Source organism: Nonomuraea sp. NPDC050663, from assembly GCF_044456985.1.
Taxonomy (GTDB): Bacteria; Actinomycetota; Actinomycetes; order Streptosporangiales; family Streptosporangiaceae; genus Nonomuraea.
In genome coordinates this window covers 12,946-26,038 of sequence record NZ_JBITGL010000029.1, presented here as the reverse complement: position 1 = coordinate 26,038, position 13,093 = coordinate 12,946, and the positions used below count along the sequence as shown (strand labels likewise).

Genomic DNA, 13,093 nt, shown 5'->3' with positions numbered 1-13,093 from the left:
CGACGTGCCCTCGGCCGCAAGTGCCTGGCGCATGAAATCGGAGACCGGGTGCTTCATATTCGAGCTCCGTATTCGAGCGTCTTGTCCGCCTGCAGATGGAGGCGCTGCGCGACGTCCCGCAATGCGAGCACCGGCGGACGTCTTTGCTGGCCGCTGAGCTGCCGGCCGAGCATCAGGCCATAGCCGCCAGCGGTCCAATCGCAGTTCAGGGCGCCGCCGGCGTCTTTGCCGCACGCGCTACCCAAGATGGAGATGGCCGGCCGATGGCGGATTGGTCGTGATCGGTGGCGGCGTCTGGGTTCGGCCATCGGCCAACGGCTGCTGCGCTCGGGATCCACTCCAGATGTGCAGATCATGAATCCGGACTCGGTCATCACGAGATCTGGCCTGCAGTAGAACCCCTTCGCCGATCAGCTCACGATCGAGAAGATCGGGCCAATGTCCAGTTGATGTCGTGTCGCTGTCCTGGTCCGCTCTCTTTGCTTGATCGAAGATGTACGAACGCGCCGATGGTCTGCACCGCGAATGGCGCCGCGCAAGCGAAAAGTCTTTGAGCGGACAGTCGGGTGTTGGGCCAGAGCCGGGAGGGCAGATGAAGATCATCCGAAGCAGAATGGTCCGGCTATTCGCTGTGAGCGCACTGGCGGCATCATTCATCGCAGTCGGTATCCAGAATGCCCACGCTGCGATTCGCATCTTCCCCGCCACCGGAGGTACCTGTGTCGGCACCGAAGTCCTGCGTTGCTTGGAATTGCGCTATGACGATGCCAACGAGCGCTATCGAGCACGGGCAGAGATAACGGACGTGGCCGGCGGGTCCGATGCGGCAGTCGAAGTTGACCTCGCTTGCGCAGGGCCGGTCGGCGGGACTGGCGATTGTAACGTAGGTGACCCACCTGGCGAGCCGGTGAAGGACACGTTGGAATCTCCTTTCGAGAGTTGCAGGCAGGGCGACATCATTACCGTCAGGTTCTCGGCCGAATTCTCGTGGCGGAACATCGGTACCGGCGCTACGGGCAGTGAGCGACGTACGGGCTCGGCCCACTTCACCTGCACCTGATCTTATCGGCGGCCAATACGCGAGCGCATGACACCTGGAATGACCACGAATTGAGCCTGCTCACGGCGACGCGGATGGCGTCAGGAAGCTGTCCGACCTTCTAAAACTTCTGTGGGGCCACGCGAGGACCTAGGGTTCTGCAGAGGCAGAGGGGGCGTTCGATCGATCGATCGATACGGAATGAGTGCCGCGTTTCCCTGAGGACATCAGCAAGCATGCAGACGAGTGGCCGAGGACGGACGAATTGACTCACGCTGGGACGCGACCAGAGACGTTGAGACCTCGATTGTGCCTTGGCCAGGTGGATGTTCGCCCGGCACCGCCATCGCCTCTCGCAGCTGATATGGCGCTTACAGTCACGATGCATCGGTCCGATCGGCATTGAGAGGCAACGACGCCGGTGGTTCTCCGCATGGCACTGCTTCCCGGGTACGCCGGTTTGGCGCGCCCCCAACCTCGCGGACGCGGCGGTAGCTTCCGCCCGCCCGCTGCAACCGATGATCCGGAAGAGATCGGGGGATAGGCATTCGTCCCCACGTCGGCCAGCGGGGACGGATTGAAGTCGTGCGCTGGTTCCTCGACCGCGGCTTCCACCTCGACGTCGCTTCTCGGCGGGGCTGCCTGCACGGGGCGGTCATTCGAGCCATCATGGCTTCGCCTGTGTGAAGAGGTCTGGGGACTCGAGCACCGGTTTCTGTCGCGGGCTCTTCGTCTGGTCGGCCGCTATGCCCGACGGATGTCTAATGAATGTCCAGCCAATTACCTGGTGATACCGCCGCTCCTGCCTCACATTTGCTAAAGCAAATCGAGCCGAACCTCCGTGGGATCGGCTGACGGCCATGGCCGTCGCGGATGTGGATTCTTCGGAGGTAGCAACGTGCGCTGGCAATCTTACGCTGCCTTGAGCACAGGGTTGGTCATCTTCTCTGTCGGGATCTCGACGCCGGCCGAACGCTCCCTGGCTAACACGGAGACGGGCATGGCGAGTACCGCCAACACTGTTGTCCTAGATCCGCGCGATCCCGCTTCCCGAGCGCTTGCAGAGGCGCGGGCAACCGGACAGCGGGTAGCAGTGAAGGCTGAGCAGACCGAGAGTCGTGACGTGTTCGCGCATCCGGACGGGACGTTCAAGGCGGAGCTGCACACCACACCGGTTCGCGTGCGCAGCGGCGCGGCTTGGATACCTGTCGATACCACGCTGCGACAGCAGGCGGACGGCACGGTGGGACCGGTCGCCACGACGGTATCGATCGCGTTCTCGGGTGGCGGGAAGGAGCCGCTCGTCCGGCTCAGCGACGGCAAGAATCGACTGACCCTTGGCTGGCCGGCACCTTTGCCCGCACCGCGGCTCGACAAGAACACCGCCACTTACCCAAACGTCTTTCCCGGCGTCGATCTCCGACTGAGCGCCGAAGCGCAGGGATTCTCCAAGGTCTTTGTGGTGAAGGACCGAGCCGCCGCAGCCCACCCGGCACTGCAGGAGCTGTCGTTCCCCGTGTCGACTGCGGGAATCTCCCTGAGCGCCGACAAGCACGGCAACGTGGACGCCGTCGACGCCGCAGGTAAATCGGTGTTCAGAGCTGGCGCTCCGATGATGTGGGACTCCACTCCGGAGACTCCCCGCCAAGCCGTCGGCTCGCTGCGCCTGGACGGGGATCGGTTGCTCCTACGCCCAGACCCCGAGCTACTGAGAGATCCGCAGGCGATCTACCCGTTGCACATCGATCCAGGCTTCGCCGCAGGCCGAATCGGCTGGGCCATCGTGCTCTCCGGACATCCCAACCAGGCCTACTGGGGCGGAGACGGCGATCGAGTCGGGAAGGTCGGCCACTGCGACTGGCCCGGCTGCAACGGGATCGGGACGGCCCGCTCCTACTTCGTCTTCAACACGGAGTTCTTGAACGACCGGCACATCCTGGAGGCCGAGTTCAACGCCTTCGAGAACTACGCCCCCTCATGTCAGCACGCGAGATTGGTGCAGGCGTACAGCACAAGACCAGCTGGTACGGGCACCACATGGAACAACATGCCCGAAGTCCATGGGCTGATTGGCGAGCATAACGTCGCACGCGGCTACGACAGCAACTGTCCCGGCGCCTGGTTGGGGTTCAACGCCATGCGTGCCGTGACGGACGCGCGGTCCAACGGCGGCCGGGCCACGATCATGCTGAGGTCCGGCAACAGCCCACCGAGCGAGGCGGACCCGTGGGGGTGGAAGAAGTTCGGGACAAGCCCGACTCTGTCGGTCACTTACAACACCCGGCCGGGCACCCCCACGGCCCAGCAAGTGGATTTCAAGGCCTGCGGGGTGGGCGCTAACGCCGTCCACCTCAACCCCTTCATCGACAACGACCCCAACAAGGGTCCACGCGGTCCCGGCTTCTCGACTGTGATCACAGACGCGGAGGGTTCAACGGCCGCCCAATTTGAGTGGTATCGCACCGGGACTACGACGCTGCTTGGGCGGGCGGAGGTCGGGACGAAGGGATCCGGCGCACGATTCTCCATGGAGACGCCGGCCGCACAGGCACCCCACGGCGCCAAGATCAGTTTCAGGGGTCGCGGATTCAACAACAATCCGGGCTTCGACAGGACGTGGGGGGACTGGGGGGCGATGTGTGACGTCGTCATCGACCGGGAGGGGCCCGATAAGAAGCCGACCGTCACCTCGACCGCCCACCCTGAGTGCCCGGTGGACGACTACGACAGCTGCCCGGTCAGTGGCGGGGTTGGCCGTACCGCCTCCTTCACGTTTGACGCCAACGGCGTGAGCGACGTGGCGGGATTCCGCTTCGACCTGATGAACAACCAGCCGCAACGGTACGTCACCGCCAGCGGGGGCACAGCCACCGGGCTGGTCACGCTCCCTGATGACGGATTCATGGACCTCTACGTTCGCAGTGTCGACAAGGCGGGCAACGAAGGTCCGCTGTACACGTATCACTTCCGAGTCGGTCCCGGGAGCCCGCCGAAGGGCCAGTGGCGGCTGAACGGGATCTCCGAGGTTCAGGCCGTCGACGACTCGCGCAACAACCACAACGGATCCATCCCAGCGGCCGCGACGGATTGGAGACAAGGCCGCCATGGTGATGCGCTGTGGTTCAACGGTACCTCCGGACATGTCCACACCGAGGGCGGGCCCACCGTGCAGACGAGCCGGTCGTTCGCGGTGTCCGCCTGGGTGAATATCGATCGGCTCGACAGCCAATATCGCACCGCGGTGAGCCAGGATGGCAGACAAATCTCCGCGTTCTTCCTGCGGTACAACCCGAACACCAAGAAGTGGAACTTCCTCACGACCGCGACCGATTCGGTCAACGGCACCGGACGGGTGGCCGAGTCGGCTCAGTTGGCCGTGGCCGGGCGGTGGACGCACGTGGTGGGCATGCACGATGCCGCCACCAAGCAGGTCAAGATCTACGTCGATGGCATCCCGGGCACTGTCGCGAGCCACACGACGCCCTGGGACGCGACCGGTTCGGTGCAGCTCGGCCGCGCCCTTATCGGGACGCCAAAGGAATACTGGCCGGGCGCCCTGGACGAAATACGCCTCTACGACCGCACCCTGTCCGTTGAGGAAATCCACGACCTGGCCAGCCTGCCCGCCACAGAGGAACTGTTCCTGCCGCTGGATGAGGGAAGCGGCTCGACCGCGTCAGAGGTCTCCGGCAACTACCGAATCGGCACCCTGCAAAGCGGTGCCTCGTGGACGGAGGGCAGAGTCGGCACCGGGGCAGTGCGGCTGAGCGGCACCACCGCGACGCTCAGCACGACCGGGCCCGCGACGCGCACCGATGCCAGCTTCACCGTGTCGGCCTGGGCGAAGCTGGATGCCGCCAGCACGGCCTGGCAGACGGTCCTCAGCCAAGACGGCACTCAAGCGAGCGGCTTCCAGCTCCGCTACCGGGGCGACAGGAAGCAATGGTCGTTCGCCCTGCCGCAGTCCGACACGCCGGACTACGACACGATCAGCGTCGAACCGGATGAGAACACCCTCGCGAACGAAGGCGAGTGGACCCACCTGGCAGGCGTGTACGACCAGGCGGCGAAAACAATCAGCCTCTACATCAATGGCGCAAGGGTGGCCGAGAAGGCGAACGTCCAGGCAACCTGGAACGCCCCCGGCGCGCTCCAGATCGGGCGAGGCAAGCAACGCGGCACGCACAACCACCCGTTCGCGGGCGCAATCGACGACGTGCACGTGTGGTCGGGCATCCGCACACGGGAGCAGATCCGGGACGTGGACTACCCCAACGAACTCACCGCACGTACCACCGTCCACGCTGACCAGCTCGGCAGGTTCGTCAACGTCGGCGACTATCACATCGTGACCACGGGACCGGTGCCGGCGGGCTCACACTTCGAAGGCTCGCTAGGGGTGCCCGCGCCTGCAGGCGCCGAGAATACCGCGACTTGGTACTCGTGCCGCATCGGCAACAGCAACGACTACTTCCTCGCCCACAGCTGTGGGACCTATGTCAACCTCGGCAGCATCGGCTCGTACTACACAAGCCCGCCCGAAGGCATCGAGTCTCTCGCGGTCTACCGATGCAAGATCGGGAACAAGTCCCACTTCGCCTCAACCGACCCCCTCTGCGAGAACCAGACCGCCGAGGGCCGGCTCGGCTATACCCGCGCCTACCAGAGTCTCATCCGGTACGTGAGCACCTACGCCTCCGACCACAGCAGCAGCAGTTACCGGATGCCGGGGCACTACCGGGCCGAGGGCAATCTCGGGCTGCTGTCGATGCGCCCGATCGCCGGCACCACAGCGTTGATGAACTGCCAAGACGGCAATGACATGTTCACCTCGGTCGATGCGGCCTGTGAGGGCAAGACCATGGTGCGGCGGCTCGGCTACATCTGGTCTGCGGCGCCACAGGACGGGCCGCGCGGCGTCGAGCTGTTCCGCTGCCGGACGGCCTCCGGCGAGCGGTTCGACTCCCTCGATCCGGGCTGCGAGGGGCAAGCGGTCGACCGGTCACTCGGCTTCCTGGCTGCCGCTCTAGACCCAGACCTCACCGCGCCCGAGTCCGGAAGGGGTGCCTCATGAGCACCACCACAATGCCCGCGTGGCGCCAACTGGTGGTCGCGTTGCTCAGCACAGTGCTCGTGATCACGCTCGTGGAACCGGTCCAAGCGACCAGATCCACGCCCGAGCCCAAGGGCCCCGCCGAGCCACAAAAGGTTGAGCCGGTCAAGGGTAAGGCCTTCGTAGCACCCCCAGCAAAGCCCGACCCGGAGGCTGCGAAAGATCCCGGAGAGCCGAAGGTGACCTGGCCGGAGGCCGGCGCAGCCGAGGTCGCGCTCGCTGACGCGGCCACAGCCAGCGCAGGGCAACTGCCGATTCGCGTGGCGGCAGGCAAGGACCGAGCCGCAGCGCCTGGCCGGGTCGCCATCGAGGTTCACGACCGCGCCGCAGCACAGAGCGCCGGCGTCGACGGCCTGCTGCTGTCGGTACGGCGGGCCGACAGCAAGGCCGAAAGCGGTCCCGTGACGATCACGGTCGACTACTCGGCCTTCAAAGACGCGTACGGCGGTGACTGGGCGGCTCGCCTGCAGCTCACCCCAGTGCTCCCCGGCCAGACGCCGGTCACCGCCGTACGCAACGACCTTAAGGCGGCCACGATCACGGCCGAGGTGTCGGTGGACGACAAGGGTGGCATGATCGCCTTGGCCGCGCCGCCGGCAGGCTCAACCGGCGACTACAAGGCCACCTCGCTGTCGCCGTCCGGAACCTGGCAAGTATCCGCCCAAGGCGGCGAGTTCGCGTGGACTTACCCCATGCGCACTCCGCCCGTGCCCGGGGAACTCCAGCCGGAGCTGTCGGTGGCGTACTCCTCGGGCTCGGTCGACGGCCGGGTGGTGGCGGCCAACAGCCAGCCGTCCTGGGTGGGGGAGGGGTGGAACCTGTGGCCCGGATTCATCGAGCGCTCCTACAAGGCGTGCCTGGACGACCTCGGCGGCAACAACGGCCAGACCAAGACCGGCGACCTGTGCTGGGAAGACAACATCGTCACCGTGGCCTTCGGTGCCTACTCGGGGAGGCTGCTCTTCAAGGACGGCGTCTGGCGGCCGGAAAGAGACGACGGCACCACGGTGGAACGACTGACCGGCGCCGTCAACGGCGACGAGGGCGACGCAGTGGACGGCGTCGGGGAGCACTGGCGGATCACCACAACGGACGGCACGAAGTATCACTTCGGCCTCAACCGGCTGCCGAACTGGACCACGAACAAGCCAGTCACGCAGTCGGCCTGGACCGTGCCGGTGTTCGGCAACGACGACAACGGCACTGCGCCCGATGAGCCCTGCTATAAGCCCACCTTCGCCGCTTCGGTGTGCGCCCAGGCCTACCGGTGGAACCTGGACTACGTCGTGGACGCGCACGGCAACTCGATGAGCTACTTCTACAACCCGGAGGTCGGCAAGTACGGCCGAAACATGGCGACAGCTACCGCATCGTACATCCGGGGCGGCACACTGGCTCGGATCGAGTACGGCACCCGCACTGGCCACGAATACAACGGGTGGGCGCCCGCGCGGGTCGTCTTCCAGGAGGCCCACCGATGCGTCGCCGGGCAGGACTGTACCCAGCACACTAAGACAGCCTGGCCAGACGTCCCCTGGAGCCTGGACTGCACCACGGCCACCTGTCCCAACAAGATCTCGCCCACATTCTGGACCACCAAGCGGCTGAGCCGGGTGACCACCCAGGTCTCGAACGGCAACGGCGCCTATCGCAACGTCGACGTGTGGGACTTCGCCCACACATATCCCAACCCCGGCGACGGCACCGACCCAGGACTGTGGCTGAACGCGATCACGCACACCGGCCAGGCCCTCGGCACCGCGATCCCGAAGCCACAGGTGACCTTCGACGCAGAAATGCTGCCCAACCGGGTCAATTCCCTCACCGACGGTCTGCCTAAGCTGTGGAAGCCGCGGATCAAGACGATCACCACGGAGACCGGCGGGGCGATCAACGTCAACTATCTGGCTCCGGACTGCGCGGACGGCGCCGCTGCGCCGACCCCGGCCACCAACACCAAACGATGCTTCCCGGTCCGCTGGCTGATGCCGCCAGCGACCACACTGCGCAATGACTGGTTCCACAAATACGTGGTGGCAACCGTGATCGAGGACGACCTGGTCACCGACGCCAAGGACATGGTCACCACCTACCGGTACACCGGCGGCGCGGCCTGGGCCTTCGACGACCACCCCATGGTGCCCGTTGACAAGCGCTCTTGGTCGGAGTGGCGCGGCTACGAAAAGGTTGCCGTCCTCAAGGGCGATACGGTCAACGATCCCGGCAAGCCTCTGTCCAGGACCGACTACCTATTCTTCCGCGGCATGCACGGCGACCGTAACGCCTCGGGGGGCACCAAGACGGTAAACGTGACCAGCTCGGACAATGTCGCGATCACCGACTGGCATGCGCTATCCGGCTTCCTCCGGGAGGAGATCACCTACAACGGCGACACTGCCGAGGAGGTCACCGGCAAGATCAACGACCCATGGGTGAGGGTCACTGCCACCCAAGGAAGCCGCACCGCGAACCAGGTGGAGACCGTGCGGACAGTGACCCGCACCAAGCTGGCCGCGGGAGGCCATCGCACCACCCGCGTCGACACCGAATACGACCACTACGGCAACGCCACCAAGATCAACGACCACGGCGACACAGGCACAACCGGTGACGAGCGGTGCACAACCTCGACGTACGTGCCCAACACCACCGCGATGCTGCTGACGCTGCCCAGCCGCACCCAAACGACGGGTGTGGCGTGCGGGACGACGCCCACCTACCCGAACGACGCGATCACCGACACTCGCTATTCCTACGACGGGCGCGCCTTTGGCGAGCCGCCGGACCACGGCGACGTGACGCAGACCGAAGTCGCCGACGCCTACAACGGCGGCACACCGCACTACATCACAACGAAGTCATCGTCCTACGACGACTTCGGGCGAGTCCTGGACACGAGCGAGGCCCCGCATCTGGACAAGAAGACCACCAAGGCCTTCACCGACACCAACGGCCTAACGACCGCCGTCAAAGAGACCAATCCGCTCGGCCACGTCAAGACCACCACCTTCGATCCAGCATGGGGCCACCCGCTGACCGAGACAGACGCCAACGGGCGAGAGACGGCACAGGTCTACGACGCTCTCGGCCGCGTCGTGAGGGTATACAAGCCAGGCCGCAGCGCAGCCAGCGGCGACTCCCCCCACCTGCGATTCGTCTACGGCTTGCGACGCTCGGGCGGCCCCAACTGGGTGCGGACCGAGACCCTCAAAGCCAACGGCAACCACGTCGCCACCTACGAGCTGTACGACGGCTTCCTACGATCGCGGCAGACCCAGGCGCCCTCCCCCTTCACAGCCGGCGGACGGATCCTGACGGACAAGAAATACGACTCTCGCGGGCTGAACAGCGTGGCGATGGAGCCGCAATACAACGACACCGCGAGCCCCGGTACCAGCCTGTTCCAGATCACAGACGCCAACACCATCCGCAACGCGACCATCAACGTCTACGACGGCGCCGAGCGGCAGACCGAGGCGATCTACCTGTTCAAGAACAAGGAACAGTGGCGCACCTCGACCAAGTACGGCGGAGACCGGGTCACCGTGTACCCGCCCCTGGGCGGCACCTCCACCACCACCATCACCGACGCCCGAGACCGCAAGATCGAGCTGCGGCAATATCGCACACGCGCAGCAGGCGGCTCCGACGACCCCGCCACCCATGACAAGACGAAGTACACCCATACTCCGCGCGGCGACCTCGCAACCATCACCGACGCAGTGGGTAACATCTGGCGCCACACCTACAATGTTCTCGGCCACAAGGTGAAGTCCGAAGACCCGGACGTCGGCATGACCACGATGACCTACGACGCCGGCGGTCGGCTCCTCACCACGACGGATGCCCGAGGCAAGACCGTCACGTCGGTGTACGACGTGATCGGTAGGAAGACGGAGACCCGGCTCGGCTCGGAGACGGGCGAGCTGCTGAGCAAGACTCTCTACGACACTCTGGCCATCGGCTCGCCGACCTCGTGGACTCGGCGCATCGCCGGACGCGACTACACCAAGGCCATCGTCGGATATGACGAGGCCGGTCGGCCGACCGGCGAGTCAGTGACCATCCCCACGGTCGACGGCGCGCCCGAAAATCCGCTCGCCACGACCTACACCACCACCATGGCCTATAAAGACGACGGAAGCCTGGCCTCCAGGACGTTGCCCGAGCTGGCCCCCGGCGTGGCCCGAGAGACCTTGACGTACGGCTACAACGATTTCGGACTGCCCACCACCGTGAGCGGCGCGATGAAGTACATCGCCGCCACCGAATACAACGCCCTGGGCGAGACCAGCCAGCGCGAGTTCGGGCCGACGGGCAAGCAGGTGACGCAAACCCCTTACTACGATGAAGGAACCCGCCGCATCAACCAGGTTCTCACCGAGCGCGACCACGCAACGCTCACCCTGGCGCACAACGTCATCTACACCTACGATCCCGCCGGCAACATCATCGAAACGACCGGCCGCACCGACGGAACGGCGCTGGCCAGCCAATGCTTCACCTATGACTACCTGCGCCGAGTCACCGCAGCGTGGACCCAGAACGGAGACAGCTGTGCCGCGACCCCGACCGCGTCGGTCGTCGGCGGATCGGCGCCCTACTGGCACCAGTACGCCTACGACGTCATCGGCAACCGGCGCAGCATGATCGTGAAGGGGCTGGCCGGAGCCGCCGACATCACCAGCGCCTACACCTACGAAAGCACGCGGCCGCACGCGGTGACGTCAGTGACCACTGGAGGGACAACCGCGACCTACGCATACAGCGCCTCCGGCCAAACGACCAGCCAGCCCGGCCCGGCTGGCACACAGACGCTGACATGGGACGACGAGGGCCAGCTCGCGTCGATCACGTCCGGGGACCAGTCGACGTCCTACGTGCACGACGCGGAGGGCAAGCAGCTCATCAGGCGCGATCCGGGCGCGGTGACGCTGTTCATCGGCGACGACGAGATCCACCTCGACACCGCCACCGGGGCCAAGACGGCAACCAGGTACTACAGCGGAATCGGCACACGGACCAGTGCCGGATTCTTCTGGACCGTCGGCGACCAGGTGGGCACGTCCGAGGTCGCCATCGACGCCACCACCCTGGCGGTGACAACCCGCCGGTTCGACCTGTTCGGCAATCCACGCGGGACATCTCCAGCATGGCCAGCCGGCGATCGGGCCTTCGTCGGCGGCACAGCCAACGCCGCCACGGGCCTGACACGACTTGGTGCCCGGGAGTACGACCCGGAACTAGGCAGGTTCATCTCGGCCGATCCGATCATCGACCCGATGGATCCGCAGCAGATCAACGGCTATGCGTATGCCAACAACAGCCCCGTCAGCATGTCCGACCCGGACGGCCAGTTTGCTAGCTGGATCTACAGCATCGCAGCACTCATCAAGCGAATGGTGTCGCGCGCCAGGTTCACCGGCCAAGCGGGGAAGTGGGGGGCTCCGCGGCGCGTCGCCTACCGAGCGGGGTACACCGTCCGGCGAGTAGTGAAACCGCGGCCGCCGTTGCCGTGCTGGGACTGCGTGCACAGCAAATACTTCGATGACGGGGACGTGAAAAGAACACTGGTGATCGAGGATGGGAAGGTAATCCGGGAAAGCTGGTACTCAAGGCAGAAAGCAATGGGCGTGGGACATTGGCGCCTCGACCGCCAATACGAAGGTAACAGGGTCTACCAAAGGGACGGCGTGAAGACGATCGTGCATTGGCCCAGGGTCTTCGGTTGCTTGAGCACAGTAGGCACAACCATTGGGGGCGCAGCCGCTGTGACACTCACCACTGGCGGTGCAGCGATCGCTTGGGGCGCGTTCACCCTTGTTGCCGGTTTGCCGGGAGCGGCCTCAGCCTGCGGGGTTGTGACGCCGCCGGCAGGGTGGTAACGCGGGAGATCCCGCCGCTGTTCTGCGCGTAACCTGTGCGTACTCAACCGCCACAGAAGAGCCTTCGTTCAGAGCCGCAATCCATGGGAGTGCTGTGTCCCACCGTCAGATCGCGTGGGACACAACACCGCCAGCACGGACGAGTTGAGCTGCGGTCGAACTGACACACCATCCCCGTCCGGCCCCCGGCGCACTCCAGGGGGGCCGGCGGCGAGAAGCATAGCCTGACGCTCGGATGGGGGATTCCCCGCCGAGCGTCTTGCGTCGGCCGCCTTCAATTCAGCAGCGGCGGTGTCAAGCTACTCGCGCGTGGGAACGGGCGGACCTGCGGGCCGTTGCTGTGGATAAATTCGCTCACCGCCGCGGCTGAGTCGGCACGTACGGCGGCCCGTGTCTGCTGCCTTCCGATGGCCTCCGGTGAGGACCTGGGCGCCACGGCGCGCGCGAGCATGTCGAGCAGTTCCAAGCCATCCGACCGAACGGGTGGCCGGCGCCCGTGAGCGCACCCACAGCTCTTAGCGAGATAGCCGAGCTCAAGACCGCGTTCACCCAAGCTCGCGCCACACGCCAGCGGAACCACTCTGATCGACTCCGCCACGAGGGCGACGTCCAGCATCTGCGCGAACAGCTGGAACAACAGCCGCAGGCCGCCGCGGATGGCACCGCGCGGCTGCCGTCCAGCTCGCCTGCATAGATCGAGGTGGATAGCGCTGTACGCAACCTCACAGCGGCACGCAAACAAGTTGAAACGCTGATCAACGAGCAAGCGAGCTATCGCTCAGCTGCACGCTGCCGGGACGAGCCGACCCGCATCATCGACCGCTCCGGACTAGTTAATTCCCCATCGGCGATGATCACGTGAAGGGGTTACTCAGCTCGCTCCTCGTCCGGGTCATAGCCGGACCGAGATCGTCAAGGTAGGCGAAGAACGCCTGATCGTCGTAGGCGTAGGGGATAACTCGGGCTCGAACCGGTCGTCGTCAGGCTCGATGCCTGAAGCTACCAAGGCAACGAACGCGTAGCCGATCTTGAGGCCGACCCCCGTTGCGAAGCACT

Annotated in this window: 4 protein-coding genes; 3 read left to right on the top strand and 1 reads right to left on the bottom strand. The window is 65.3% G+C overall.

Translation table 11 applies throughout. The features are described 5' to 3' along the window. Positions 1-53: 53 nt before the first annotated feature. Complete coding sequence (locus tag ACIBH1_RS46780; protein ID WP_397320595.1) at positions 54-374, bottom strand: hypothetical protein; 321 nt, start codon at positions 372-374, stop codon at positions 54-56. A 218-nt stretch (positions 375-592) separates the two neighbouring features. Between ACIBH1_RS46780 and ACIBH1_RS46775 the strand changes: the two genes are divergently transcribed. The 3 genes from ACIBH1_RS46775 to ACIBH1_RS46765 all read left to right on the top strand — a co-directional run bounded on the left by ACIBH1_RS46775 (position 593) and on the right by ACIBH1_RS46765 (position 12,037). Next, entirely contained in the window at positions 593-1,060 is a 468-nt protein-coding gene (locus tag ACIBH1_RS46775; RefSeq protein WP_397320594.1) for a hypothetical protein, read from the top strand. A 979-nt stretch (positions 1,061-2,039) separates the two neighbouring features. Further along, positions 2,040-6,113: a LamG domain-containing protein gene (locus tag ACIBH1_RS46770; RefSeq protein ID WP_397320593.1), complete on the top strand. Its 4,074-nt coding sequence runs from the start codon at positions 2,040-2,042 to the stop codon at positions 6,111-6,113. Beyond that, on the top strand, positions 6,110-12,037 hold the full coding sequence (locus ACIBH1_RS46765; protein ID WP_397320592.1) for an RHS repeat-associated core domain-containing protein: 5,928 nt from the start codon (positions 6,110-6,112) through the stop codon (positions 12,035-12,037). The genes ACIBH1_RS46770 and ACIBH1_RS46765 overlap by 4 nt, the downstream gene beginning before the upstream one ends. The last annotated feature ends 1,056 nt before the right edge of the window (positions 12,038-13,093 follow it).